This window comes from Curtobacterium phoenicis (assembly GCF_047238015.1).
Classification (GTDB): Bacteria; Actinomycetota; Actinomycetes; order Actinomycetales; family Microbacteriaceae; genus Curtobacterium.
The window spans coordinates 1,061,270-1,087,021 of sequence record NZ_JBDFLZ010000002.1 but is presented as its reverse complement, the minus strand read 5'-3'; the positions used below and the strand labels follow the sequence as shown (position 1 = coordinate 1,087,021).

The window sequence follows — 25,752 nt, the reverse complement described above, 5'->3', positions numbered from 1 at the left end:
GCGATCGCGCTATCCGGATACGGTTGACCGGTGACCGCAGCGTACAGTTGCGCGGAGCCGATCCGCAGTGAGGGGGCCTCCGCATGAGCGACCTCGACCTGCTCGGCGCGCTCACGCGGCTCGAGGATGCCGTGGCCGCGCTCCGGGCGCGACTGCGCGAGCGCCTCGAGGTGTCGCAGGGCGACCTCACGGTGATCCAGTTCGTGGCGCGCGCCGAGACAGCGGGGCGCACGGTCCGAGTGAAGGACCTCGCGACGCACCTCGGCCTGACCGGCCCGGCGGTCACCGGACTCGTCGACCGCCTGGAGCGGTCGGGTCACGTGTGCCGGGTGCCCAACCCGGACGACGGACGCAGCCGCCGCATCGAACTCACCGAGACCACGCGTCGGGCGTACGCCGCCGCGATGGACGGCACGAACCAGCACCTGCACGACCTCATGGCCTCCTTCTCGGAACGGGAGCGCGCCAGGTTCGTGCGGATCGTCGACCGCGTCGTCGCGGCGATCGACCTCGGTTCCCCGGGCGCCTGACGGCAGAGTACGGGCGTCCGGAGACTCTCCCAGACCGTTTGTCCAGCATGCGCAACTACGTAACTTTGCTACCTACTTGACCGGTCGGCCAGCCGCTCGGGCACGTACCGTCGGCACGGTCGGGGCGACCGCCTCGGCACCGCCGACGATCGAGGAGCTCCCCATGGGCGCGTACGAGACCGAGCCCGGCATCGAACCGGTGCGCATCGAGACGATCCGCGGCATGCGTCGTCGCTGGAAGCACGGCGAACTCCGCGAGGCGCCGTCGACGCCGGACGACTTCTTCCGCGACACGGCGCGCGACGTGCGTCGCCGCTGACGAGCGGCACCACGTGACGGACGGGAGGCCCGGGTCGGATCCGACCCGGGCCTCCCGTCCGTCACGTGGTCGCCCCGCGCCTGAGCGACGAGTCGCCTGATGCCGAGCGCGAGACCCGTCGTCCAGCACGAGACCCGTGCGGCTGCCGGTGCGGACGCCCGGCCAGGAGGCGGACGGGAGGCACGGTACGGGCCCGACCCGCGCCTCCCGACCGACAGGTGGTCGCGTCAGCGCTGCGCGGGAGCGGTGGACTCCGCGGTGCGGAGCGTGCAGGGCAGCAGGAAGTGCGGCAGGTCCGCCGAGGCCCCGTCGAGCTGGTCGATGAGCGCGTCGGCGGCGCGGGTGCCGAGCTCGCGACCGGGCGCGAGCATGGTCGACAGGCGCGGGTAGTGCTGGTCCGCGTTCGCCGCGGAGGACGCGATGCTCAGCACGGAGACCTCCTCCGGGACGCGACGGCCGGCGTCGAAGAGCCCGACGAGCAACCCGCCGGCACTGTCGTCCTTCATGAGGAGCACCGCGGTGCAGTCCGGGTCGGCCGAGAGGAGTGCCCCCGCCGCCGCCCGACCGCCCTCGCTGCCGGGCCCGGCGTAGACGACGGTGCCCGAGAGGCCGCGGTCGGCGATCGTCGACCGGAACGTCGACTCGGCACGGAGGTGCGGGGCGTACCCGGCCATGGGCGTGCCCTCGAGGTTCTCGAGGACGATGCCGAAGCGGCGGTGGCCGAGCGACACGAGGTGCTCGATGCTGTCCACGATCGTGGTCTCGAAGTCGATGTCGACGAACGGCAAGCCGGTGCTGTCCCGGGTGCGACCGATGAGCGTGAACGGGACGTCCAGGTCGGTGAGGACGGCCACGCGCGGGTCGTCCATCCGCACCTCCATGAGGATGACGCCGTCCACGAGTCCGCCGGACACGAGGTCGTCGAGGTCGTCCCCCGCCGGGTCGACCGGCCAGAGCACGAGGTGGTACCCGCGCTCGGAGGCCCGCTCGGCCGCGCTCATGAAGAACTCCGAGGTGGTCGGGCTGAACCGGTTGCCCGTGGTCGGGAACAGCAGCGCGATGATCCGGGTCCGGCGGCTCGCGAGTGCCCGAGCGACGACGTTCCCGCGGAACTTCAGCTCGCGCATCGCGGTCCGGACGCGGGCGGTCGTGGCGGGGGTCACGTACTTCGTGCCGTTCACGACGAACGACACCGTGGCGATGGAGACCCCGGCGCGGTCGGCGACCTGCTGCATCGTTGCCACTGCGTCTCCCCGTTTCGATCTCGACCCGCTCAGCATAGCTCCCAGGTTGCGAAAAAAGCGCTTTACGGGTGAAGCGCTTATCTGTTAGCGTCTCGCCCCAAGGAACGCAGGGACGACGACGTCAGCGAGTCGTGGTCGTGCTCCCGAAGTCCATGACTCCACCAAGAGAAGAGCTGTGCAATGAAGCAGAAGTTCCCCTCGTCGCCCCGCCGGATCCGTGCCCTGCTCGGCGCGGCAGCGGTCCTCGCGACGGTCCCCCTGGTGCTCACCGGCTGCTCCGGCTCCGGGTCCGCCTCCTCCGGCGGGAGCAAGGCCCTCACGATCGAGGACTACTACGACGCGAGCTACAACCCCGTCTACAAGCAGTGCGCGAAGGACGTCGGGGCCACCGTCACCATCAACCACGTCGCCGGTGCCGGCCTGATCTCGAAGGTGCTGCAGCAGGCGTCGTCGAAGACCCTCCCCGACGTGCTCATGCTCGACAACCCGGACGTGCAGCAGATCGCGTCGTCGGGTGCGCTCTCCGACCTCAGCGCGTACGGACTCAGCGCCTCCGGCGACGTCCCCGGCGTCAAGGCGGCGAGCACCTACAAGGGCAAGCTCTACGGCGTGCAGTCGAACACGAACTCGATCGCGCTGTACTACAACAAGAAGCTGCTCTCCGAGGCCGGCGTCCAGCCGCCGAAGACGTGGGACGAGCTCAAGGCCGCCGCGAAGAAGCTCACCAAGGGCTCGACGTACGGCTTCGCGATGAGCAACATCAACACGTACGAGGGCACCTGGCAGTTCCTCCCGTTCTTCTGGTCGAACGGCGGCGACGAGAAGGACATCGCGACGCCGCAGGCTGCGCAGGCCCTGCAGTTCGTCGAGGACCTGCAGAACGACGGCTCGATGTCGAAGAGCTCCATCAGCTGGGCCCAGGCCGACGTCAACAACCAGTTCCTCGCCGGCAAGGCCGCGATGATGATCAACGGCCCGTGGCAGCTCCCGGCGCTCAACGCCAAGAAGGGCCTCGAGTTCGACAGCGTGCCGATCCCGACCCGCACCGGCGACGCACCGGTCGCCCCGCTCGGCGGCGAGGCGTTCACCGTTCCGCAGACCGGCGACAAGGCGAAGATGCAGCTCGCCGGCAAGTTCGTCGGCTGCCTGCACTCCGTGAAGGGTCAGGAGGCCCTCGCGAAGCTCAGCGGGAACGTGCCGACGAACCTCGAGGCCGGCGCGAAGTGGGCCGAGAGCCACCCGCAGGTCGCCTCGTTCGTCACCACGGTGAAGACGGCCCGTGCCCGCACCGGTGAGCTCGGCCCCGACTGGCCCAAGGCCGCGACGAAGATCTACACCGCCGTCCAGCTCGCCCTCACGGGCAAGGCCAGCCCCGAGGCAGCGCTCAAGCAGGCGCAGTCCCAGAACCAGTAGTGCACGAGGGAGCCGGTCGGACCGGCCGGCTCCCTCCCCCACTCCAGGAGAGGATCCCGCATGAGCGCCTCGACACAGGCACCTGCACGCACTCCGTCCCGCCCGGCGACACGTACCGCCGTCGCCCCGCCCGTCCGCCCCGGCCAGCGCCGCGCGCGCCTCCGGAGCGGCATCACCCGCTGGCTGTTCGTCATCCCGGCGGCGCTCTTCGTGGCGGTCTTCTTCGGCTACCCCGTGGTCAAGAACGTCCTCATGTCCTTCCAGGACTACACGACCGCGACCTTCTTCACCGGCGAGGCACCCTGGGTCGGACTCGCGAACTACGTCTCGGTGTTCCAGAGCTCGGTCTTCACCACGAGCGTCGTGAACACCGCGCTCTTCACGGCCGGGTCGATCGTCCTCCAGTTCGTCATCGGCCTCGGGCTCGCGCTGTTCTTCCGCCGGCACTTCCCGCTGTCCGGCTTCCTGCGCGGACTGCTCCTCTTGCCGTGGCTGCTCCCCCTCATCGCCTCGAGCGCGGTGTGGAAGTGGCTGCTCGACCAGGACAGCGGCGCGCTCAACCAGCTGCTCGGCCTCGTCGGCATCGCACCGGTGCCGTGGCTGGTCAGCCCGAGCCTCGCGCTCATCGCGGTCATCGGCGTCAACGTGTGGCTCGGGATCCCGTTCAACACGACGATCCTCTACAGCGGTCTGCAGTCAGTGCCGCCGGAGCTCTACGAAGCGGGGGCGCTCGACGGCGCCACCGGGTTCAAGGCCTTCTGGTACATCACCTGGCCGAGCATCCGGAGCGTCGTCAGCGTGGTGATCGTCCTCGGCGTGGTCTACACCCTGAAGGTCGTCGACATCATCCTCGGGCTGACCGGCGGTGGCCCGGCGAACTCCACGCAGACCCTCGCCACGAACGCCTACCACCAGTCGTTCATCAACTTCCAGTTCGGCATCGGAGCCGCGGTGAGCAACGTCCTCATCGTCGTCTCGTTCGTCTTCGCGATGATCTACATCGCCATCTCCCGGAAGGCGGTCGACGAATGAGCGTCGGACTCGCAGGCAGGACCACCGTCACCGCCACGCGCGCGATGACGACCGCACGCACGGCACGCTCCCGACGGCCGCGGAGCGTCAAGGGCATCCCGCTCACGATCCTCGGCATCGTGTTCCTCGCGATCATGGTGTTCCCCGTGTACTGGATGGTGAACACGAGCCTGCAGACCACGTCCGGGGCCGCGACCGCGACCTGGTTCCCGTGGTCCCCGACCTTCGCCGGGTACGAGGCCGCACTCCAGCAGCAGGGCCAGAACTTCCTGTCGAGCATGATCATCGGCCTCGGGACGGTCGTCCTGACCCTGGCCATCGCGACCCCGGCGGCGTACGGCCTCGCCCGGTTCCGGATGCGCGGCACGCGGGTGTTCCTGCTCGTGCTGCTCATCACGCAGATGATCCCGGCGATCGTCATCGCGAACGCGCTCTACACGCTGTTCAACAACATCGGCCTGCTCAACAGCTACGTGGGACTCATCCTCGCGGACAGCGCCGTGCAGGTGCCGTTCGCCGTGCTGCTCATGCGGGCGTTCATGGAGTCGATCCCGCCGAGCCTCGTCGAGGCGGCGCTCGTCGACGGCGCGAACGACTTCCGGGCCTTCGTGTCGATCGTGCTCCCGATCAGCCGCAACGCGATCGTCACCGCGGCGCTCTTCACCTTCCTCGGGGCCTGGGGCGACTTCCTCATCGCACTCACCCTGACCTCCACGCCGGCGGTGCGCCCGATCACGCTCGGCATCTACAACTACATCGGCTCGAACGTCACCGACTGGGGGCCCGTCATGGCCACCTCGGTCCTAGCGTCCCTGCCGGCCGCCGTGCTGCTCATCGTCGCGCAGCGGTACATCTCCGCGGGTGCGCTCGGCGGCGCCGTCAAGTGACGGCCCGTCCGACGTCCCCGAACCCAGCCCAGAAAGGCACACCATGACCTCCACTCCCTTGCGCATCACCGTGTGGGGCGAGAACGTCCACGAGCAGGTCGAGCAGCACGTGGCCGAGCGGTACCCCGACGGCATGCACGGCGCCATCGCGGACGGCATCCGCGAGAACCTGCCCGACGCCGTCGTCCGCACCGCGACGATGCAGGAGCCCGAGCACGGCCTCACCGACGAGGTCCTCGCCGAGACCGACGTCCTCACCTGGTGGGGCCACGCCGCGCACGCAGACGTCGACGACGCCGTGGTCGACCGCGTCCACAAGCACGTCCTGTCCGGCATGGGGCTCGTCGTCCTGCACTCCGGCCACTGGTCGAAGATCTTCGGCAAGCTCATGGGCACCACGTGCACGCTCCGGTGGCGCAGCGAGCACGACCAGGAACTCGTCTGGACCGTGAACCCGCAGCACCCGATCACCCGCGGCGTCCCGAACCCGATCGTCATCCCCGAGCAGGAGATGTACGGCGAGTACTTCGACGTGCCGACCCCGGACGAACTCATCTTCATCTCGGGGTTCACCGGCGGCGAGGTGTTCCGGAGCGGCATGACCTACCGTCGCGGCTTCGGGAAGATCTTCTACTTCTCCCCCGGCGACCAGGACTTCCCCGTGTACCACCACAAGGACGTCCGCCGCGTGATCGCCAACGGCGCCGAGTGGGCCCGACCGGAGCGGGAGCGCGAACTGCCGACACTCCGGCGGTACGACCTCGGCGAGTACTTCGACGGGCAGCACTACCGCGGCCCGTTCGACGACGCACCCGTCGACGAGGAGGTGCCGGCGTGACCGCTCCCTTGCGCGTCGTCCAGGTCGGCGCCGGCGGCATGGGACGCGCCTGGCTCGCCACGGTCGCCGCGGACCCGGACGTCGAGCTCGTCGGCATCGTCGACCTCGACCTCGACGCCGCGCGGGCCGGTGCCTCGGTCGCGGGCGACCCGTCGATCCCGGTCGGCAGGGACCTCAGCGCACTCATCGCCGAGACGGGCGCGGAGGCAGTGCTCGACATCACCGTGCCGGTCGCCCACCACCCGGTGACGCTCGAGGCGCTCCGTGCCGGCCTGCCCGTCCTCGGCGAGAAGCCCGCGGCGCAGACGGTCGCGGAGGCCCTGGCCCTGGCCGCAGCCGCCGAGGCCACCGGCAAGCTGTTCATGGTGTCGCAGTCCCGCCGCTACAACGACCAGCTCGTGGCGTTCCGGCAGCACGTCCGCGGACTCGGCGCCATCGGCGGTCTCGACACCCGGTTCGCGAAGGCACCGCACTTCGGCGGCTTCCGGGAGGAGATGGACGACGTGCTCCTCCTCGACATGGCGATCCACGCGTTCGACTCGGCCCGGTACGTGCTCGAGCGCGACCCGGTGTCGGTGTATTGCGAGTCGTGGAACCCGTCGTGGTCCTGGTACCGCGGGGACGCCGCCGCCGCCGCCGTGTTCACCTTCGAGGACGACGTCCGGTACGTCTACGACGGCTCGTGGTGCGCGCCCGGTGCCGAGACCTCGTGGAACGGCGACTGGCGGGCCTCCGGCGCAGCGGGCACCGCACTGTGGGACGGTGACCACGACCCGTGGAGCGACCTCGACGGCACCCCGGGGTCGCCCGCGCCGGCCCCGAGCGTCGGCAACGAGATCGCCGGTTCGCTCGCGTCCTTCGTGCGGGCGGTCCGCACCGGCGAGGTCCCGGACGGCGAGGTCCACGGCAACGTCATGAGCCTCACGATGGTGGACGCGGCGATCGCCTCGGCGCGCACCGGCCGGCGCATCGTCATCGACGAGGTGCTCGAGCAGGCGCACGCCACGGCGATCGAGCACGAGCAGGACCCCGCGATCCGCGAGCGGCTCACCGCGTGGGGGTCGGTGCGCGGCGCGTTGTCGACGGGGTCACCGGACACGGCCGCCCTCGGCTGAGCGCGACCAGGTGGCGGACGGGAGGCCCGTGGCGGATCCGCCACGGGCCTCCCGTCCGTCAACGCCGCAGGCGCAGTGCGTGTCAGCGCACCCAGACGTTCGGCACGAGCTCGCGCAGGGCGTCGGTGCCGTGGTCCTGGAAGCCGTCAGCGACGAGAGCCGTCGTGTGGCCGCGGTCGTCCGACGTGGACGTGACGACGGAGTCGCCCGTCCCGGGGACCTCGCCGCAGACCGAGAAGTTGTCCGTGCTGTCCGCCGCGGGGTTGTTCCCGATGAGGCACACCGCCGCGTGCGTGGTGGTCGCGACCCAGTACGTCGTGCCGTCCGACTCCCCCACGCGACGCTGACTGTCGACCTCGAGGTCCTCGGGGGCGGCGGCCCCGTCGGGCAGCGCGTCACTCGACGCGAACGCGCGGTCCAGCACGTGGAACCGGGCGGCAGCGGCGACCGCAGCCGTCGCGGTCGGCGTCGGTGCCGCGGCCCGCGTCGTGCCGGTGTCGGTCCTGCTGTCGGCCCGATCGGTGTGCTGCGTGCACCCGGCGAGCGCCAGCACCACCACCGTCGCCGCCAGGATCGTCGTCCCGGTTCCCCGCATGTCGTCCCCCTCGGTTGGTCGAACAGTAGCAGTGCGCCCGGAGGACCGAGACTCGGCCCGGCGGGCACTTCCGCGGTCCCGCGAGCGCGGAGTTGTCCGCGGATCCGAGACTCGGGCGGGCGTCAGCGTGGGATGACCGAGAACAGGAACTTCTTCCGCACCATGTACCAGGCCAGCAGGATCAGCGCGGTGTGCGCGGCGAAGCCGATCCACCCGTTGAACCAGTCGACGCCGGGGATCGACGCGACGGCGAGTGCGAAGAACACCTGCCACACGAACACGTAGAGGCTCGCCTGCCCGAGCGGGATCCACAGCCACCCGATGGCCGCCGCGAGCGGCTTCCAGAACACCGTGAGGATCGCGTACGACACGATGGCGAAGAACGCGATGTCGACCAGTCGGCCCCATTGCAGGTCCACCCGCTGGTACGCGGTGTTGTACAGCTGGTCGTACATCGACGCGGGGAAGGGAGCAGGGACGAACCCGAAGTGGGCGCCCGCCCACACGTACACCAGGAACAGCGCGTAGCCGACGATCCCGACACTGATCAGCACCTTGCCGAGCCGCCCGGTGAGCGCGCCGATGATCTGCCGCCGGTAGGTGCCGAGGACGAGGCCGTGGGTGAACACCACCTGCCAGGTGAGCAGCGGGAAGACCGCCTCGAACTGCGAGTTCAGCGGCCGGAAGTCCGGGTTGAGCGCCTGGTAGACGTACAGCGCCCAGCTGACGATGAGGAGCGCCCACCAGAACCCGCGCCGGATCACCCACATGAAGACGGGGATGAACAGGCTGAGCACCACGAAGAGGCCCATGATGTTGAACGGCCAGGGGCCCATCTCGAGCAGCAGGAACTGCCGGATCGCGAACCACGGCGGCGGGTAGGCCAGCAGCTGCATCGCGTTCGGGTACAGGTCGTACACGCGTCCCTCGGCACCGACGCCACCGGTGCCGGTGCCGCGGTCGGTGAAGGTCGTGATCGCGTCGGTGTTCAGGAACGGGACGAAGCTCAGCGCGAAGACCACGAGGATCACCGCGAGGGTGACGAGGTACTGCTTCCGCGCTCGCTTCCACGCACCCACGGCGGCAGCCCACTCGCCGAACTTCTTGATGGCGAACGGGTAGGTCATGCCGAGCACCATGCCCGACAGGAAGACGAACATCTCGGCACCGGTGATCGCACCGACCGCGTGCAGGGTGATGTAGGAGTACGGGCCGCCGATCTCGATGTGCGTGATGACCACGGCGAGGATGATGAACCCGCGGAACAGGTCGAGCCGGAGGTCGCGCCCGGGCTTGCCGTCGTCGGGGTAGCGCCAGCTCGGGACGAGTCGACCGAACAGCCCGCTGAGCAGGAAGACCGCGGCGAGGCCGACCGCCAACCAGACGATCCACGCCATCTGGTCGCCGCCGGTGTCGTACTGCTGGTTCGTCGCCGCGGCACCGTCCTGTGGTGTGACGCGCTCGGTGACGGGCCCGAACACGAAGTCGCCCGCACGCTCGAGGTCGGTGCGGAACGAGCCCGCGATGCCCGGGACCGCCGTGTCGCGCCAGTCGGCGACCCGGTTGCCGGCCTCGGGCTCGCGGCGGTTCGTCTCGAGGAACGTGACGCCCTCGACGAGCGGCCTGTCCCGCACCGCGGCGATGACCTGGCGCCACCAGCCCTGCTTGACGGTGAGCTCCGCCGCGCCCTGCAGCGAGTGGTCGTAGAGGGCGCCGGTGTCGAGGAGCATCGGCAGGTCGCGGCCCTTCGCGAACCGGTCGTAGAAGGTGCCGTCGGTCACGGGCTGCTCGTAGCCCCACGTCTCGTCGAACCGTGCCTCGACCTCGCCGGACTCCGGCGCGTCGTTCCGGGTGAGCGGGACGTCGCGGCCGGCGGCCTCGGTCGCCTTCCCCTTGCCGAACGAGAACATCGACAGCCCGACCCAGTCGACGCTCGACGCGCCGGGCCAGTACGGGGCGTAGGGGTCGTCCGCCGCCGTGAGCTTCCCGTCCCCGTTCGTGTCGAGCGCCTGCACGTCGGTGGAGGACAGGTCGCGGAGCCGTCCGGCGGACTCGCCGAACGGGTACCCGGCACCGTACGACGGCGCCCAGACCATCGCGGCGTCGGAGGTGCCGGCGTGGATCTGCCGCGCGAGTGCCCGGAACGTCCGCGTGAAGTCGGTCGGCTGCTGCCCCCACGACACCCACGTGCCGTTCATCTGCGGCGCGTACCGGACGAGGACCTTCGTGCCGTACTGCTCGTGGACCTGTTCGAGGAGCCGGTTGGCCTTCCGGGCGTCCGCGGTCGTCAACGTCGAGAGCTCGTGGTCGGGCTCGAGGCTGACCACGAGGACGGCACCCTGCGCGGCCGCGGCCCGTGTGGAGCGGAGCAGCTCCCGCTCGGCGGCGCGGTCCACCGGGTAGTCGATCTCGACGCCGTACATCGACGGCACGGCACCGAGGCGGCCCGCGTACCCGTCCGGCGCGTCGTCACCCCAGTCGAGGTCCGGGCCGAACCAGCGCTCGCCCGCAGCCGGGCCGGCCGGGGTGTCCTTCGCCGCCGCCGCCGAGGCCGGCAACGCGCCGCCGAGGACGAGCGTGGCGACGACGACGAGGAGCGCGAGGAACCGCCTCACCGGTCGCACACCAGGGTCCAGACGTTCCGTCCGTGCTCGTGGCGGTGCTCCAGCCGGTCGAGCGCCGCGATCGCGAGCGCGAGCCCTCGACCGCTCTCCTCGTGCACGTCGGCCATGGTGACCGCAGCGAGGTCGACGTCGGCCGGGCGACCGTTGTCCGTCAGCACGGCGGTGAGTGCGTGGTCGGTGGCCTCGAGGTGCACGGTGTAGCGTCTGCCTGCTTCCTGGTCGGTCCGTCGGGTGTGCTCGACGATGTTCGCGGCGATCTCGGCGAGCGCGGTCTCGAGCTTGAAGCGGAGGGCGGGGTCGTCGATGCCGAGGCCGTCCCACCACGAACCGAAGCGGTCCTGGACCTCGTCGAGGGACTCGGCAGCTGCGGGGACCTCGAAGGTCGTCGTGCTCACAGGGGTCCTCCCACGGTGCTCGACTCGTGCTCGACGGGCGGCGTGAACACCGGCGCGCGGTAGAGGACGGCGCGGATCACGATGCTGAAGATGAAGAGGTCGAAGACCACCCACGCGGTGTTCACGAGCGGCGCGATGCCGTCCGCCTGGCCGGTGGCGTACCGGATCGCGATCATGACGAGCGCGGCCACGAGCGCGCCCATCGCGTAGAGCTGTGGCTTCACGAGGTCCCACCGCGGCTTCTGGTCGGACTCGTCACGGACCTTCGGCGTCACCCGGAAGCCGAGCGGCTTGCCGCGGAACACGTTCTCGAACGCGCTCGTCACCGACTCGATCCACACCGGGAACAGCGCGAGCGAGTACTGCTGCCCGCGCCAGGTCGGTCTGCCTGCGGCCACGACCCAGAACAGGAGCTGGTTGAGCACGAGGAACGGGATGAGCCGGGCGAAGAAGTCGACGCTGTAGGCCTGGACGGGGATCACCCCGAAGGACAGGCAGAGCACGGGCGCGGCGATGTAGACGATCGCGGCGAAGCCGGACAGGTAGCTCCACATCGTGGAGAAGTACATGAGCCGCTGTCCCCACGACAGCCCCTTCTGCACGAGGGGGTTCTCGCGGAAGAACACCTGCATGGTGCCCTGCGCCCAACGGAGGCGCTGCACGAGCATCGTCGGGAGGTCGTCCGGCGCGAGCCCGGTGGCGAGGATCTCGTCGTGGTACGCCGACCTCCAGCCGAGCCCGTGCAGGCGCATCGCGGTGGCCATGTCCTCGGTGACCGAGATCGTCGCCAGCGGCATGATCGGCTGCGCCTCGTCGTCGCGGTTCACGTCGAGCGCGCGCGCGAGCACGGCGATCGACTCGATCGCCGCGACCGGGGACGCCTCGCGCTGTCCGAGCACGTCGAGCGCGGCGTCGTCGAGTCCGGCGAAGGTGTCGGCCTCGGTCGACATCGCCGCGAGCTCCTGCAGGTCGTTCCGCACGGACTCGAGGTCGGCGGCTGCGAACCGGAACGAGATCGCGTCGATCCCGCGCTGGAAGTCGTAGGTGACGTCCCCGAGCGGTTCGCCGCGGGACACCTGCTCACGGGCGCGATCGACCACGGCCTCGGCCTCGTCGAGGGCGCCGAGGACGCGCGGGTCGGTCTCGGTCTCGCGCGCGCGGGCCAGCAGCGTCCGTGAGGTCTTGATCGTCCGCTGCACGGACGCCTCCACCTCGCGCACGTACCGGGTGACGCCGAGCTGCATGAGCGCCTCGCGCCGGAGGATCGCGTTCGACCCGCAGAAGAACGCGGCGTTCCAACCGTCCTTCGACTGCTGGATCGGGCCGTAGAACAGTGGGGCCTGGCTGCCGAGGAGGTCTTCCTTCGGCACGTTCTCGAACCACTGCGGCGTCTGGACGAGCGCCATCCGGTCGTCCTTGAAGTACCCGAGCGTGCGGTCGAGGATCGCCGGGTCCGGCACCTGGTCGGCGTCGAGGATGAGGAGGAACTTACCCTGGGTCGCGAGCAGGGCGTTGTTGAGGTTGCCGGCCTTGGCGTGGCGGGGACGGTCGACCCAGTCGGCACCGCGCGTGATGATGCCGATCCCGAGCGACTCGGCGGCCGCTCGCATCTCGGGGCGGTTGCCGTCGTCGAGGATCCACGTGGAGTGCGGGTGCCGGATGGCCTTCGCGGCACGGGCGGTGCGGAGCACGAGGTCGACCGGCTCGTTGTAGGTCGTGATGAAGACGTCGACGGTCACGTGGTCGCCCGGTGGGGTCGGCGGTTCGCCGCGCTCACGGAGCCGCCACGCCCCGAACGCGAAGAGGAGCGAGTCGATCACGCTGTAGGTCTCGGCGAGGATGAGCGGCACCGCGATCCACCACGAGTGCCAGTTCACCGACGCGGCCCACCGCCAGACGATGTAGTTCACGCCCGCGATCGACGCGAGCAGGGCCACCGTGCGCACCGCGACCATGCGGCGACGAGGGGTGCCCGTGGTGAGCCGGCGCCGGTCCTGCCGGCTGACGTCGAGCGCGCTCATCCACGTCCTTCCCTCGGGAGGGTCCACCCCTGCTGGCGCGACCTGGTGAGTGGTCGCGTACAGGACTGTCTACCGCAGGCAGGGGTCCGCTGTCAGCCGACACCCGTGGTTCGGCGTCCCGAGATCCCGAGGTCGTCCGCGAGACGCGCGACGACGTGGTCGAAGTAGGCCGTCGCGTCGGACACCGAGCCGACCGCGTGCCCGAACAGTTCGAACGACACGACGCCGAACACGGTGGTCCACGCCATCAGGGTCCGGAGGACGAGTTCGTCGGGCAGGTCGTCGGCGAAACCGCGCTCGCGCAGGTACGCGGCGGCGTCGCCGATGGCGGGCGTGAGGTCTGCGGGCGCCGCCGCGGGCGCCGGGCGCGCACCGTGCCTCCCGGCCGCCCACGCGTCGACGACCACCTGGACGAGCACGTGGGTCGTGCGCGACGCGGGCTCGATCGTCGACCGGGGTGCGACGTACCCCGGGACGGGCGAGCCGTAGAGCAGCGCGAAGTCACCCGGGTGGGCGATCGCCCAGTCCCGGATCGCGTGGCAGGCGGCGCGCCACCGGCCGCCGACGTCGGCGCGGTCGAGGGCTGCGTCCGCCGTCTCGACGGCCGCGCCGAGTTCGTCGTAGTCGAGTACGAGGAGCGCGGTGAGCAGGTCGTCGCGGCTCGCGAAGTAGCGGTACACCGCCGACGAGACCATGCCGACGTCCCGCGCGACGGCGCGGAGCGCGAGCTGGCTCGGCCCCTCCTGCGTGAGCCGGGCCCTGGCCGCCGCGAGGATGCTCGCGTGCACGGCCTCGCGCGCCAGTGCGCGGGCGGTCGGCGGCTTGGTGTCCATCCCCCCACCATGCCACGCGAGAGCAGTGCACACAAACAAGAGCAGTGCTCTTGCAATCCGAACCGATGCAGACTGCTCCTGAGAGAGCACCGCTCTCCGATTTCACCCAGGAGGAACCCATGTCCGCTCGTCACCTCGTCATCGGAGCCGGCCCGGTGGGCCGACACGTCGCCGCCGTCCTCGCGGAGCGCGGCGAGGACGTCACGGTCGCCACCCGCTCGGGGCGCGACACCGAACTGGAGGCAGTGGGTCACGTCGCCCTCGACGCCTCCGACGCCGACGCACTCACCCGGGCAGCGGACGGCGCGGCCGTCCTCTACAACTGCGCGAACCCCGGCGACTACACCCAGTGGGAGCGCACGTGGCCGCCACTGATGACCGCGATGCTCACCGCCGCTGAGCGGACCGGGGCGGTGTACGCGATCACGGGCAACCTCTACCCGTACGGCCCCGTCGACGGGCCGATGCACGAGGGCCTGCCGGACGCCGCCACCGACCACAAGGGCGCCCTCCGCGCGAAGCTGTGGGCCGATGCCCTCGCGGCACACCGGGCCGGCCGCGTGCGTGCGGTCGAGGTCCGCGGCTCGGACTACGTCGGGCCGGGCATCGGCGGGAACGGCCACGTGACCCGGGTGCTCCCCGCCGCGCTGCAGGGCAAGGCGGTCACGATGCTCTGCCGGACCGACCTGCCGCACACCTTCACCGACGTGCTCGACGTCGCACGGACCCTCGTGGCGGCGGCGCTCGACGAGTCCGCGCACGGGCGGACCTGGAACGTGCCGTCGAACCCGCCGCGCACCCAGGAGCAGGCCGTGACCGACATGCTCGCGGTGGCCGGCAAGCCGCCGGTGCCGGTGCGGCGCCTGCCCGCGGGGGTCATCCGCGCCGGCGGCCTCGTCGTGCCCTTCCTCCGCGAGATGGCGGACATGTCGTACCAGTGGACGCGGCCGTACGTCCTCGACGACTCGGCGGCACGGGCGCACTTCGGGATCGACCCGACGCCGTGGGAGGAGGTGTGTCGGCGCACGGTCGAGGGACTGTAGGCGCGAGGTCGCGGCAGGCCGCGCGGCACGGGGAGGCGCAACACCTGTCGTTCACCCTTCGGTCACCGTCCCGTCGACCGAGGTCGCGAACATGCGAGGACACTCAGACCACTCACCCGCTCCCGACAGGAACCCCGTGCCCGCACTCCGGACCATGCGGATCATCGCGCTCACCGCCGCGTTGACCGCCGCCCTCGGCGCCGCAGCGATCTCACCCGAGACCGCGACCGCCGCCGCAGACCCGATCACCGACGACCGCGACCCGAGCTGCACCGGTGGCAGCACCGCCGACCTCTGCGCCGCTCCCGGCAGCCTGCTCGACGTCCGCATCGGCGACGTCCACCCGACGCAGCCGTCGCTCGGCTACGACGAGGTGTACTACAAGCTCGGCCGCTACTCGACCGCCCTGAGCAAGGACGCCGTCAACAAGAAGTTCGACGACTGGTGCGAGGCGAACGGCCAGGAGGAAGCGGCGTCCGCCACCGCGACCTCGACCCTGACCGACCCGTCGTCCTTCAGCTGCGCGGTGCCGGTCGGTTCGGAGACCGCGGACACCATCGCGCCGATGAAGACCGTCGTGATCGGCCCCGGCGGCACGCTGTACCTCACCGACGGGCACCACACGCTGACCTCCTTCGACGAGGACAGCGGGCCGGACGTGCACGTCCGGCTCCGGGTGCTCGGCAACCTCTCCGGCATGACCGAGTCCGCGTTCTGGCAGACGATGCAGGACAACCGGTGGGTGTGGCTCCGGGACACCGCCGGGAAGGCCATCACACCCGCGCAGCTCCCGCAGAACGTCGGGCTCGCGAACTTCCAGGACGACACCGCCCGCAGCGTCATGTACTTCGGGCGCGACATCGGGTACACGGCGGACGGCGCCGTGCCGTTCCAGGAGTTCTACTGGGGGTCCTGGCTCCGGGCACACCCGGAGCTCGGGCTCGCCGACTGGGACCAGGACGACTTCGCGGAGTCGCTCGCACTCGTCGAACGGATCACGAAGGCGCAGGTCGCTCTCCCCCGCGACGAGGTCGTCGACGCCGAGAGCGGGTACACCGCGGCGGACCTCAGCACCCTCGCCGCCTGGAACGACGGCAAGGCCGCGACGAAGGGCGAGTGGGCGAAGCTCTCCGCGCCGTACTCGTCGGACAAGCCCGGCAAGCTCGCGTACATGACCGAGTACCGGAAGACGCTGGCCGCGGACCCGGGCGAGCCGGGCGATCCGGGAACGGACCCCACCGACCCGACGGACCCGACGGACCCGACCGACCCCGGCTCCGGCACCGGACCCACCGACCCGACCGAACCCGGCACGGACCCCACCGCACCCGCCGACCCCGGCACGTCGCCGGCCGACCCGGGCTCGGAGGACCCCACCGACCCGACCACGGTGCACGGCAGTGTCTCCGTGACGGGTGACCTCGTCGCCGGTGATCCGGTGACCGTCCGCGGCACCGGCTTCGCGGCCGACACCGACGCCCGGGTGGAGATCCACTCGGAACCCGTCCTGCTCGGCACCGTCCGGACCGACGGGTCCGGCGCGTTCACCCTCACGGCGACCGTCCCGGCCGCCCTGCCCGCCGGGACCCACACGATCGTCGTGGTCGTCGACGGCGTGGCCGTCGGGTCGACGACGGTGATGGTCGCCGCAGCGGACGAGGCGAGCCCCGGTGAGCTCGCCTCCACCGGCGCCGACGGACTCGTCCCCGCAGCGGTCGCCGCGCTCCTCGCGCTGCTCGTCGGCACGGGCATCGTGGTGGCACGGCGTCGGCGCGGTCACCGCGCGTAGTCAGGCCACGCATCCACGTCCGTCCGGGTGTACACGGAAGCGCACCACGTGGTGCGCTCTTGTGTACACAGGATCGGCGGCATCGCTGCCCCTGCAGGGCCGATCGCTCGGGTGAACGACGTGCCCCTGACGGACGGGAGGCGCGGTGCCAGCCGGCCCCGCGCCTCCCGTCCGTCGCCAGGTCGCGTCAGATCGAGGTGAGCCGGTCGTACTGCCCCGTCGAGAGCTGCTGCGCGGCCCCGCCCGCGGCGGGGATCCGCCAGAGGCCGGAGTCGGCGTCGACGAAGAGGTCGCCGGCCGAGTCCGCGGCGCCCGGGTAGTACCCGTTCGACGGGACCTCCGGACCACCGGTGACGGCGTGGTCCTGGGTCGCGCCGGACGCGTCGTGCGTGACCCGGTCGGCCAGCGCGTGGTCGGTGGTGCACGGGTGGAACGGGTCCGCCTCGGAGGTCGCCGAGCACCAGCCGGCGGACTGCCCGAGCAGGAGCGAGTCGTCGTTCGTCGCGCTGAACTGGTACTTGACCTTCGCGGGGACCTGCACGAGCGTCGACGACCCGGCTGCCAGCGACCAGAAGCCGTGGTACCCGCTGCCGCCGAACGCCCGGTAGTCGAGGTACAGCGTGCCGCTGCCGTCGGCGACCACGGCCCCGAAGTACCCGATCGGCTGACCGCTCGCCTGACCCACGTTCCGGGTGGTCACCACGCCGTGGACGGTGCGGCTCACCACGGTGCCGACGGACGGCCCGGTCGAGGATCCCGGTGCGGTCGTGAAGGTGGACACGGTGCCGTCACGACCGACGGTCCAGGCGGTGCCGCTCGACGGGAGGATCGTCTTCGGGACAGCGGCGCCGATCGGCAACTTCACGACTCCGCCGGAGACGGAATCGACCCAGTAGACGTTGCCCGCGACGTCGGTCCGCAGGTCCTTCGTGAGGTGCAGCCCCGTGGCGAGGACCCGCGCCGCGCCGCCGTTCGCCGGGTACTGGAGCAGCTTCGTGCCGTCGCTCGAGGGGACGAACACGTTGCCGACGTCGTCCGCGGCGTAGCCGGTGCCGCCCTTCGCGACGGTCTTCGGTGCGCCGGTACCCGTGGTCGGGAAGCGCACGACCGAACCCGAGGCATCGAGGCCGTAGAGCGACTGCGCGACCGTCGTGCTCGCCGGGGCCGTGTAGCGGACCGACACGGAGCGACCGTCACCCTTCGCCCCGACCGCCCGGACGGAGAACGTGTAGTGCACACCGGCCCGGATCCAGCCGTACCGCTCGGACCGGACGTTCGCGGCGACCACGTCGGTGCCGCTGCCCGGCTGACCGGCGGTCGGTCGGACCGAGACACGCCAGCGCTGCACGGTCGCGCCCGAGCGGGGCGCACTCCAGGTCAGCGTCGCGGCGTCTCCGGCGCCGCTGACGTGGACGGACGTCGGGGCTCCGGGGAGCCTCGACGAGGGAGTCGCCGCCATCGCGGGCGTCACTCCACCGATCACCAGCACCGCGGCAGCCGCGGCGGTGAGCACTGCTCTGTACACGATCGTTCCCCTACGGTCAGCGCGGCCTTCGGGTGGCCGCGACTGAACGTCATCGAAGCACCACGAGGGCGCGGCCCGGAGCCGCGGGGGCCGACCGTGCGGGGTGCGCTCGGGATTGGCGGGACTCCGCAACGGGCCGCCGGAGCCCGCGCGGGCGCGCTGCGTCCGTGCGGGCGCGCTGCGTCCGCGCGGGCCCGCTGCGTCCGTGCGGGCGCGCTGCGTCCGCGCGGGCCCGCTGCGTCCGTGCGGGCGCGCTGCGCCCGTGGGTGCGCGCGTGCGCGCGTGCGCGCGTGCGCGCGTGCGCGCGTGCGCGCGTGCGCGACCGAGTCTCGCGCTGGACGACGACTCGCGGGCTCGTCGGCGCGAGGGTCGTCGCTCAGCACGAGTCCCGCGCGAACGCCGCAGCGTGCGCGCTCACGCCTCGTGCGGACGCCGCCTCAGTGGCGCGGCTTGCGTGCACCTCGGTCGTCGCGGTCACGGTCGTACCGGCCACCACCGCGCGGCCCGCGGTCGTCGCGGTCACGACCCCCGCGGTCGTCACGGTCACGGTCGTACCGGGCACCACCGCGCGGACCACGGTCGTCGCGGTCGTACCGACGGCCACCGGCCCCACCGCGGCGGTCCGGCTTGATCTCGATGAGCTTGCCGCTGATCCGGGTGTCCGACAGGCGGTCGAGCACGCCGGCGTCCATGTCGGTCGGCAGCTCCACGATGGAGAAGTCCGGCCGGATCTGGATCGCCCCGAAGTCGTCGCGGCGGAGGCCGCCCTCGTTCGCGAGCGCGCCGACGATCTGGCGCGGCTCGACGCGGTGCCGACGCCCGACCTCGATGCGGTAGGCCGTCATCGGCTGCGACCGGCGGGGGCCGCGGTCCTCGCGCTCGGAACGGTCACCACGGTCGTCACGGTCACGGCGACCGCCCGACGCGCCGTCGCGACCGACCCGCGCGCTGAGCTCGTCCGACGCCGGGTCGAGCAGCAGCGGGTCGTCGCCCTGCGCCACGACCGCGAGTGCCGCGGAGACGTCCTCGGCGGGCACGTCGTGGTTGCGGACGTAGTGGGCGATGACGTCGCGGAACGCCGAGATACGGTCCTGCTGCTCGAGCGCGGCGGTGATGGCGTCGTCGAAGCGGGTCAGGCGCGTCTCGTTGACGTCCTCGATCGTCGGGAGCTGCATCTGCGTGAGCGGCTGCTTCGTGTGGCGCTCGATCGCGGCGAGCAGTCGGCGCTCGCGCGGCGTGACGAAGCTGATCGAGTCGCCCTTGCGGCCGGCGCGACCGGTGCGGCCGATGCGGTGGACGTAGGACTCGATGTCGACGGGGATGTCGAAGTTCACCACGTGGGTGATGCGGTCGACGTCGAGTCCGCGGGCGGCGACGTCGGTCGCGACGAGGATGTCGAGCTTGCCGGACTTCAGCTGGTTGACGGTGCGTTCGCGCTGCGCCTGGGCGACGTCACCGCTGATGGCGGCGGCGGCGTACCCGCGGGCACGGAGCTTCTCGGCGAGCGTCTCGGTCTCGCTCTTCGTGCGGACGAAGATGATCATGCCCTCGAAGTCCTCGACCTCGAGGATGCGGGTGAGGGCGTCGACCTTCTGCGGGTACGACACCATGAGGTACCGCTGCGTGATGTTCGCCGCGGTCTTCGTCTTCGTCTTGACGGTGATCTCGGCCGGATCGGTGAGGTACTGCTGCGAGATGCGGCGGATCTGCGCCGGCATCGTCGCCGAGAACAGCGCGACCTGCTTGTCGTCCGGGGTCTCCGCGAGGATCGTCTCGACGTCCTCGGCGAAGCCCATCTTGAGCATCTCGTCGGCCTCGTCGAGCACGAGGTACTTCAGCTCGGACAGGTCGAGCGTGCCCTTGGCGATGTGGTCCATGATGCGGCCGGGGGTGCCGACGACGACGTCCACGCCGCGACGGAGCGCGGAGAGCTGGACGCCGTACGCCTGACCGCCGTACACGGGCAGGACGTGCACGTGCTTTATGTGCGACGCGAACTGCTCGAACGCCTCGCAGACCTGGAGCGCGAGTTCGCGCGTCGGGGACAGCACGAGCGCCTGCGGCACCTTGCTGCCCGACTCCATCCGCGACAGGATCGGCAGCGCGAACGCGGCGGTCTTGCCGGTGCCGGTCTGCGCGAGACCGACGACGTCGCGCCCCTCGAGCAGCGTCGGGATGGTGGCTTCCTGGATCGCGGACGGGGTCTCGTAGCCGATGTCCTTGACGGCCTTGAGCACCTGGTCACTCAGGCCGAGGTCGGCGAAGGTCACCACGGGCCCCTCGTCGACGGTCTCGGAAGTGCTGGTGTTCTCGGTGCTCATGGGGAGAACGGTATCCCGGATGCGGCACGGAGGGTGAATGCGCGGCGTACCCTGCGCCGGACGGGAGGCGCGGCGCGGGCCCGCACCGCGCCTCCCGTCCGTCCCGTGGTGGCGTCGCGCTGACGCGACGCGCGCTCAGGAGGCCGCGTCGCGCGCGGCTGCACCCACCCCGAGGATGCTGTCGGCCTGGTCGTTGAGGCGCTCGAGGAGCGCCGCGAGCTGCCGCAGCTCGTCGGTGCCGAAGCCGCCCGTGAGGTCGTCGAAGACCTCGGCTCCGGCCAGGTCGAGCTGGTCGAGCACCTCGATGCCGAGCGGCGCGAGCGACAGGAGGGCCGCTCGGCCGTCCGCTGGGTCCGGCGCCGTGGTGAGGAAGCCTGCGTCGACGAGCGAGGCGACCCGCCGGCTGATGACCGGGCGCGAGAGTCCGGTGGCGTCCGCGATCGCGGTGGAGCGCACGGCACCGAAGTGCTCGACGGCGCGGAGGATCACGCGGGCAGTCGGGTCGAGTCCGCCGCGCGACTCGATGAGCGAGGCGCGGATGGTCTGCCGCACCCACAGCCGGTCGAGCTGCGATCGGAGGAGTCGCTCGGCAGCCGTCCGGTCCTCGTTCACGGGGTCAGCGTACCCGGCAGATTTAGTTGCTTCCGGAACGCAACGGATGTATCGTTGCGCGGTCTGCAAACTTTCACAGCGCGAAACTCCCCTTCGCGCAGCTTGATCCAAGGAGCTCGATGACAGCCACCGCACCCGTCTCGGTGCAGGCCCCCGCGGCCGCAGGTGGGGTCGGTCAGCAGCCGCTGATGACCCACCGCCAGATCCTCCTCGTCATCTACGGCCTGATGGCGGGGATGTTCCTGTCCTCGCTCGGCCAGACCGTCTTCGGCACCGCGATCCGCACGATCGGTGACGACCTGCACGGCCTCGACCAGCAGGCCTGGGTCACGACCGCGTACCTCATCACGTCGACGATCGCGACGCCGATCTACGGCAAGCTCTCGGACATCTTCGGCCGCCGTCCGCTGTACATCTTCGGCATCGTCGTCTTCATCCTCGGCGCCGTGCTGTCGTCGATGTCGACCTCGATGATCATGCTCGCCGGCTTCCGCGCCGTGCAGGGCATCGGTGCCGGTGCGCTCATGTCGCTGCCGCTCGCGATCATGGGCGACATCCTCGCCCCGCGCGAGCGTGCGAAGTACCAGGGGTACTTCCTCGCGGTCTTCGGGATCTCGTCCGTCATCGGCCCGCTCATCGGCGGCCTGCTCGCCGGTTCCTCCGAGATCCTGTGGATCACCGGCTGGCGTTGGGTGCTCCTCATCAACGTGCCGATCGGCATCGCGGCACTCATCATGGTGATCGTCTTCCTGCACCTCCCGAAGGTGCACCGCGGCGGCGACAGGCCCGTCGTCGACTGGTGGGGTGCCACCGCCGTCATCGTCACGCTCGTGCCGCTGCTCCTCGTCGCCGAGCAGGGCCGTACCTGGGGCTGGGGTTCGCCGGCCGCGATCGCCTGCTACGTCGTCGGTGTCGTCGGGCTGGTCGGGCTGCTCGTCATCGAGTCGAAGATGGGCGACGCGGCGATCATCCCGCTGAAGCTCTTCCGCTCGGGGACGTTCTCGATGGCCACGGTCATCGGCTTCCTCGTGGGCTTCGCCATGTTCGGCGCGATGCTGACCATCCCGCTCTACCTGCAGATCGTCGTCGGCCTCACCCCGACCGAGTCGGGCTTCGCCACCCTGCCGCTCGTCGGCGGCCTGATGATCGCGTCGATCACGTCCGGCCAGATCGTCGCCCGTGTCGGCCGCTACCGGATCTTCCCGGTTATCGGCACGTTCCTGGTGTCGACCGGCTACGTCGTCCTCACGTTCATGACGATCGACAAGCCGCTCTGGTTCCTCATGATCGGCATGTTCCTCATCGGCCTCGGCCTCGGCTCGGTCATGCAGTCACTGACCCTCGCGTCGCAGGGTTCGGTCGAGGCCCGGGACATGGGCGTGGCGACCTCGTCCGCGACGTTCTTCCGGCAGATCGGTGGCACGCTCGGCACCGCGGTGCTCCTCTCGATCCTGTTCTCGGTCATGCCGGCGAACATCCTGCACGCGACCGCGAACGAACGGGACCTCTCCGCCGCGCTCCGCGCCGCGACGAACCCGGCCGTGGCGACCGCGAGCGAGAACCGCGGCGTCATGGACAAGATCTGGACGCCCATCGTGACCCCGCTCGAGGACGGCGTGCAGGCGAAGCTCGACGACGCCGCCACGCAGGCGAAGTCGGCCGCGCGGGCAGCGGTGACGCAGCAGGTGACGGCCGCCGTGCAGCAGCAGGTCGCCGCCGGCGCCGTCCCCGCGTCCGCCGCGCAGCAGGTCATCGACCAGCAGGTCGCCGCCGCCACCCCCGCCGCCGAGCAGCAGGCCCTCGCCACCGTCGCCGACAAGGCACACGCCACCGTGCAGGACGGCACCGTCTCCGTCGACTGGGCCGACGCCTCGCAGCGCTCCTCCTGGGTCGACCAGCTCACCCCGAAGCTGGCGAAGCAGATCGACGATGGGTCGGGCACGAGCGAGAACGCCTCGAGCGCGAACGACACCTCGTTCCTGACCGGCGCGGACAGCCGACTCACCCGGCCGTTCATGGCGGGCTTCAACGCGTCGTCCGTGACGATCTACTGGGTCGGACTCGGCGTGATCCTGCTCGCGTTCGTGCTCACCTGGTTCTTCCGGGTCCCGCCGCTGCGCCAGCGTTCGGCCCTGCAGGAGCAGCACGACCTGTCCGCCGAGGCGCAGCTCGAGGCCGAGGCCGGAGCCGCCGCGGCCGAGGCGGGCTCCTTCACCGGACCGATGACGGGCTCCGTGCCGGTCTCGTCCGCACCGACGACGGGATCCACCCCCGCCCGACGGTGACCGACCGGGGCGTCCGTCCGCTCCCCCCGCGCGGACGGACGCCCCCTCCCCCTCGCTCCACACCACGACCACCCCAGGAGACCCTCGTGACCACCCCGGCGCTCGAACGCGACACCGCCGTCGACCCCGAGCCCTGCACCCTCCGCGAGCGCAAGAAGCAGCAGACCCGGCAGGCCATCCACGGCGCGGCACTCGACCGGGTCATCGAGCACGGCCTCGACGGGGTGACCGTCGAGCAGATCTGCGCGGACGCGGACGTCTCCCCGCGGACGTTCTTCAACTACTTCACCTCGAAGGCGCACGCCGCCCTCGGGCTCGACACCGTCGTCACGCCCGACCGGGTGGCCGAGGCGTTCCGTGCCGGCAGCGGCCGGCTCGTCGACGACGTCTGCACCCTCGTCGCCCGGAGCGTGCCGCTCCCGTCGGACCGTAGCCGCACCAAGGAACTGCTCGTCCACCGACCCGAGATGACACCGATGGTCATGCGGTGGATGGCCGAGTCCCGGCAGGCGATGCTCGCGGTGGTCACGACCCGGACGGACGAGCAGACGGCCCGGACGGTCGTCACCCTGGTCATGTCGGCACTCTCGGAGGTCGCGCACCGGGACACGGTGTCGAGCACGGTCGAGCTCGGCGATCGGTTGCGAGCGGTGGTGGCCGAGATGGCCGCGCTCGCGACCGTCTGATCGTCCGGCGGTCGGGTCAGGCCTGCGCGAGCGGGTCGAGCTGCGCTTCGGTCACGTCGGCAGCGGTGGTCGACCGGGACAACGATTCGTTGCGCTCGTCCTCCGCCAGCAGCGCGCGGCCGGCCGCGGTGCCGTGCCGGAACGCGTCGGGGCCGACGAGCAGGCGCAGCGGCGGCTCGTCCATCGCGACGACCCGCAGCAGGAGCTCGGCGACCAGCCGTGGGTCGCTCGCACCGATCGAGCCGCCGTCGTGCATCCGAGCGGAGACACCGACGGTGCTCTCGTACTCCGGACGCACCGGGGCGATGCGCATCGACGACCCTGCCCAGTCGGTCCGCATCCCGCCCGGCTCGAGCACGGTCACCCGGACGCCGAACGGCGCGACCTCCTTCGCGAGCACGGACGAGAAGCCACCCACCGCCCACTTCGCCGTCTGGTACGCGCCGAGTCCCGGGGTGGCCATGCGGCCACCGACCGACGAGACCTGCACGATGTGGCCGTGCCCTTGCCGACGCAGCACGGGCAACGCCGCGCGAGTGACGGTGACGACGCCGAACAGGTTCGTCTCGACCTGCGCCCGGAAGTCCTCCGGATCGACGTCCTCGATGCTCGCGACGTTGGCGTAGCCGGCGTTGTTGACGACGACGTCGAGACCGCCGAAGCGCTCGACGGCGATCTGGACCGCACGCTCGGCCGCGGGCGCGTCGGTGACGTCGAGGGGCACCACCTCGAGCGCGTCGGGGAAGACGCCGACGAGCTCGCCGAGGGCGCTGACGTCGCGGACGCCGGCCACCACCCGGTGCCCGGCTCGGAGTGCGGTCTCGACGACGGATCGACCGAGGCCTCGGGAAGCCCCGGTGACGAGGAACACGGACATGATGTCTCCTGACTAACTGTTTGGTTGACAACAGCCATCGAACACCTCTGCGGATCGGTTGTCAACCGTCCGGTTGATAGCATCGACCACATGACCCCGACGATGCCGCGCGACGCCGACGCCACCCGGGCCCGCCTCCTCGGGGCAGCGCGCGACGAGTTCGCCGCCGTCGGCATCGCCGGGGCGCGGGTCGACCGGATCGCCGCAGCCGCGACGAGCAACAAGGCGCAGATCTACCACTACTTCGGCAGCAAGGACGGACTCTTCGACGCCGTCTTCGACGCCGTGGTGGCGGACACCCTCGACGAGGTCGAGATCACGCCCGACGACCTCCCGGGCTACGCCGGACGGCTCCACGACTCGTACGACCGGCGCCCCTGGGTCCAGCGCCTGGCCACGTGGTACCGGCTCGAACGGGGCGACGCAGGCTCCCGTATCGACGCCGTCGTCCGCTCGAACGCGGACAAGGTCGAAGCGATCGCAGCAGCGCAACGAGCCGGAACGCTCCCGACCACCTTCACCGCGCCCGAACTCCTCGGACTCGTCATCCACACGGCCGCCCTGTGGAGCGGCTCCACGCCGGAGTTCGGTGACCTCGTGCGCGACCTCGACGGTGCCCGGCGGCGAGCGGTCGTCGTGGCGGCGGTCGACGCGATCGTGCGTGCCTGAGGCGGTGCCGCTCGGGGACGCCGAGAGCACCGGTCCGCCGGCCTGCTCGCGCGGACGCGCACGGGTAGGTCACTCGTGAGGCATGGCCGATCCGGTGCG

General features: G+C 71.1%; 22 protein-coding genes. 12 read left to right on the top strand and 10 right to left on the bottom strand.

All coding sequences use genetic code 11. From position 1 onward, the window contains the following. Positions 1–83 precede the first annotated feature (83 nt). Together ABC270_RS05440 and ABC270_RS05435 are read left to right on the top strand one after the other, a co-directional pair. Positions 84–530 carry a MarR family winged helix-turn-helix transcriptional regulator gene (locus ABC270_RS05440; RefSeq protein ID WP_412879847.1) on the top strand — a complete coding sequence of 149 codons (447 nt, stop codon included), beginning with the start codon at positions 84–86 and terminating at the stop codon, positions 528–530. A 163-nt stretch (positions 531–693) separates the two neighbouring features. After that, positions 694–849, top strand: a complete 156-nt coding sequence (locus ABC270_RS05435) for a hypothetical protein (RefSeq protein ID WP_412879846.1) — start codon at positions 694–696, stop codon at positions 847–849. 227 nt (positions 850–1,076) lie between these two features. Here ABC270_RS05435 and ABC270_RS05430 read toward each other — a convergent pair whose 3' ends face one another. Continuing rightward, positions 1,077–2,084 carry a LacI family DNA-binding transcriptional regulator gene (locus tag ABC270_RS05430; protein ID WP_412882039.1) on the bottom strand — a complete coding sequence of 336 codons (1,008 nt, stop codon included), beginning with the start codon at positions 2,082–2,084 and terminating at the stop codon, positions 1,077–1,079. Positions 2,085–2,273: 189 nt separating this feature from the next. On the opposite strand from ABC270_RS05430, the gene ABC270_RS05425 reads away from it, so the two are divergent. The 5 genes from ABC270_RS05425 to ABC270_RS05405 are packed head-to-tail and all read left to right on the top strand — an operon-like array spanning position 2,274 to position 7,378. Next, a complete protein-coding gene (locus ABC270_RS05425) occupies positions 2,274–3,506 on the top strand; it encodes a sugar ABC transporter substrate-binding protein (RefSeq protein WP_412879845.1) in 1,233 nt (410 codons plus the stop codon). Between the two features lie 60 nt (positions 3,507–3,566). Continuing rightward, the gene (locus ABC270_RS05420; protein ID WP_412879844.1) at positions 3,567–4,538 is read left to right on the top strand and encodes a carbohydrate ABC transporter permease; all 972 of its coding nucleotides are present in this window, start codon (positions 3,567–3,569) and stop codon (positions 4,536–4,538) included. Then, the gene (locus ABC270_RS05415) at positions 4,535–5,425 is read left to right on the top strand and encodes a carbohydrate ABC transporter permease (RefSeq protein WP_412879843.1); all 891 of its coding nucleotides are present in this window, start codon (positions 4,535–4,537) and stop codon (positions 5,423–5,425) included. The genes ABC270_RS05420 and ABC270_RS05415 overlap by 4 nt, the downstream gene beginning before the upstream one ends. Positions 5,426–5,468: 43 nt before the next feature. Continuing rightward, entirely contained in the window at positions 5,469–6,263 is a 795-nt protein-coding gene (locus ABC270_RS05410; protein WP_412879842.1) for a ThuA domain-containing protein, read from the top strand. After that, positions 6,260–7,378, top strand: coding sequence for a Gfo/Idh/MocA family protein (locus ABC270_RS05405; protein ID WP_412879841.1), 1,119 nt, complete (start codon positions 6,260–6,262; stop codon positions 7,376–7,378). The genes ABC270_RS05410 and ABC270_RS05405 overlap by 4 nt, the downstream gene beginning before the upstream one ends. A gap of 82 nt (positions 7,379–7,460) precedes the next feature. Here the strand turns inward: ABC270_RS05405 and ABC270_RS05400 are convergent, their stop codons facing one another. The 5 genes from ABC270_RS05400 to ABC270_RS05380 form a co-directional block, all read right to left on the bottom strand. Then, a complete protein-coding gene (locus ABC270_RS05400; RefSeq protein WP_412879840.1) occupies positions 7,461–7,973 on the bottom strand; it encodes a hypothetical protein in 513 nt (170 codons plus the stop codon). Positions 7,974–8,095: 122 nt separating this feature from the next. Beyond that, entirely contained in the window at positions 8,096–10,588 is a 2,493-nt protein-coding gene (gene opgC / locus ABC270_RS05395) for an OpgC domain-containing protein (protein WP_412879839.1), read from the bottom strand. After that, a complete protein-coding gene (locus ABC270_RS05390) occupies positions 10,585–10,992 on the bottom strand; it encodes an ATP-binding protein (protein WP_412879838.1) in 408 nt (135 codons plus the stop codon). Before ABC270_RS05390 ends, opgC begins: the two co-directional genes overlap by 4 nt. Further along, the gene (locus ABC270_RS05385; RefSeq protein ID WP_412879837.1) at positions 10,989–13,013 is read right to left on the bottom strand and encodes a glycosyltransferase; all 2,025 of its coding nucleotides are present in this window, start codon (positions 13,011–13,013) and stop codon (positions 10,989–10,991) included. Before ABC270_RS05385 ends, ABC270_RS05390 begins: the two co-directional genes overlap by 4 nt. A gap of 92 nt (positions 13,014–13,105) precedes the next feature. Then, entirely contained in the window at positions 13,106–13,846 is a 741-nt protein-coding gene (locus tag ABC270_RS05380) for a TetR/AcrR family transcriptional regulator (RefSeq protein ID WP_412879836.1), read from the bottom strand. Between the two features lie 119 nt (positions 13,847–13,965). Between ABC270_RS05380 and ABC270_RS05375 the strand changes: the two genes are divergently transcribed. Both ABC270_RS05375 and ABC270_RS05370 read left to right on the top strand, forming a co-directional pair. Then, positions 13,966–14,889, top strand: coding sequence for an NAD-dependent epimerase/dehydratase family protein (locus ABC270_RS05375; protein WP_412879835.1), 924 nt, complete (start codon positions 13,966–13,968; stop codon positions 14,887–14,889). 136 nt (positions 14,890–15,025) lie between these two features. Next, positions 15,026–16,678 (top strand): ParB/Srx family N-terminal domain-containing protein, encoded by a 1,653-nt coding sequence (locus tag ABC270_RS05370; RefSeq protein WP_412879834.1) that lies wholly within the window; start codon positions 15,026–15,028, stop codon positions 16,676–16,678. Positions 16,679–16,865: 187 nt separating this feature from the next. Here ABC270_RS05370 and ABC270_RS05365 read toward each other — a convergent pair whose 3' ends face one another. From ABC270_RS05365 to ABC270_RS05355, 3 genes are all read right to left on the bottom strand, one after another. Further along, positions 16,866–18,203 carry a fibronectin type III domain-containing protein gene (locus tag ABC270_RS05365; protein ID WP_412879833.1) on the bottom strand — a complete coding sequence of 446 codons (1,338 nt, stop codon included), beginning with the start codon at positions 18,201–18,203 and terminating at the stop codon, positions 16,866–16,868. 437 nt (positions 18,204–18,640) lie between these two features. Then, a complete protein-coding gene (locus tag ABC270_RS05360) occupies positions 18,641–20,524 on the bottom strand; it encodes a DEAD/DEAH box helicase (RefSeq protein ID WP_412879832.1) in 1,884 nt (627 codons plus the stop codon). A gap of 135 nt (positions 20,525–20,659) precedes the next feature. Further along, on the bottom strand, positions 20,660–21,136 hold the full coding sequence (locus ABC270_RS05355; protein ID WP_412879831.1) for a MarR family winged helix-turn-helix transcriptional regulator: 477 nt from the start codon (positions 21,134–21,136) through the stop codon (positions 20,660–20,662). A 119-nt stretch (positions 21,137–21,255) separates the two neighbouring features. On the opposite strand from ABC270_RS05355, the gene ABC270_RS05350 reads away from it, so the two are divergent. Then, entirely contained in the window at positions 21,256–23,421 is a 2,166-nt protein-coding gene (locus tag ABC270_RS05350) for an MDR family MFS transporter (RefSeq protein ID WP_412879830.1), read from the top strand. Positions 23,422–23,507: 86 nt separating this feature from the next. Continuing rightward, positions 23,508–24,107: a TetR/AcrR family transcriptional regulator gene (locus ABC270_RS05345; RefSeq protein ID WP_412879829.1), complete on the top strand. Its 600-nt coding sequence runs from the start codon at positions 23,508–23,510 to the stop codon at positions 24,105–24,107. Between the two features lie 16 nt (positions 24,108–24,123). On the opposite strand, the gene ABC270_RS05340 is transcribed toward ABC270_RS05345, so the two are convergent. Then, entirely contained in the window at positions 24,124–24,984 is an 861-nt protein-coding gene (locus ABC270_RS05340) for an SDR family NAD(P)-dependent oxidoreductase (RefSeq protein WP_412879828.1), read from the bottom strand. A gap of 90 nt (positions 24,985–25,074) precedes the next feature. Here ABC270_RS05340 and ABC270_RS05335 point away from each other — a divergent pair, with 90 nt between their 5' ends. Next, the gene (locus ABC270_RS05335; RefSeq protein WP_412879827.1) at positions 25,075–25,653 is read left to right on the top strand and encodes a TetR/AcrR family transcriptional regulator; all 579 of its coding nucleotides are present in this window, start codon (positions 25,075–25,077) and stop codon (positions 25,651–25,653) included. The last annotated feature ends 99 nt before the right edge of the window (positions 25,654–25,752 follow it).

Excerpts from the sequence above, each read along its gene's own strand:
- ABC270_RS05380 (WP_412879836.1), bottom strand. The coding sequence starts at position 13,846 with ATGGACACCAAGCCGCCGACCGCCCGCGCACTGGCGCGCGAGGCCGTG.
- ABC270_RS05425 (WP_412879845.1), top strand. The coding sequence starts at position 2,274 with ATGAAGCAGAAGTTCCCCTCGTCGCCCCGCCGGATCCGTGCCCTGCTC.
- ABC270_RS05375 (WP_412879835.1), top strand. The coding sequence starts at position 13,966 with ATGTCCGCTCGTCACCTCGTCATCGGAGCCGGCCCGGTGGGCCGACAC.
- ABC270_RS05400 (WP_412879840.1), bottom strand. The coding sequence starts at position 7,973 with ATGCGGGGAACCGGGACGACGATCCTGGCGGCGACGGTGGTGGTGCTG.
- ABC270_RS05385 (WP_412879837.1), bottom strand. The coding sequence starts at position 13,013 with ATGAGCGCGCTCGACGTCAGCCGGCAGGACCGGCGCCGGCTCACCACG.
- ABC270_RS05420 (WP_412879844.1), top strand. The coding sequence starts at position 3,567 with ATGAGCGCCTCGACACAGGCACCTGCACGCACTCCGTCCCGCCCGGCG.
- ABC270_RS05360 (WP_412879832.1), bottom strand. The coding sequence starts at position 20,524 with ATGAGCACCGAGAACACCAGCACTTCCGAGACCGTCGACGAGGGGCCC.
- ABC270_RS05435 (WP_412879846.1), top strand. The coding sequence starts at position 694 with ATGGGCGCGTACGAGACCGAGCCCGGCATCGAACCGGTGCGCATCGAG.
- ABC270_RS05415 (WP_412879843.1), top strand. The coding sequence starts at position 4,535 with ATGAGCGTCGGACTCGCAGGCAGGACCACCGTCACCGCCACGCGCGCG.
- ABC270_RS05430 (WP_412882039.1), bottom strand. The coding sequence starts at position 2,084 with ATGCAGCAGGTCGCCGACCGCGCCGGGGTCTCCATCGCCACGGTGTCG.
- ABC270_RS05410 (WP_412879842.1), top strand. The coding sequence starts at position 5,469 with ATGACCTCCACTCCCTTGCGCATCACCGTGTGGGGCGAGAACGTCCAC.
- ABC270_RS05350 (WP_412879830.1), top strand. The coding sequence starts at position 21,256 with ATGACAGCCACCGCACCCGTCTCGGTGCAGGCCCCCGCGGCCGCAGGT.
- ABC270_RS05440 (WP_412879847.1), top strand. The coding sequence starts at position 84 with ATGAGCGACCTCGACCTGCTCGGCGCGCTCACGCGGCTCGAGGATGCC.
- ABC270_RS05340 (WP_412879828.1), bottom strand. The coding sequence starts at position 24,984 with ATGTCCGTGTTCCTCGTCACCGGGGCTTCCCGAGGCCTCGGTCGATCC.
- ABC270_RS05335 (WP_412879827.1), top strand. The coding sequence starts at position 25,075 with ATGACCCCGACGATGCCGCGCGACGCCGACGCCACCCGGGCCCGCCTC.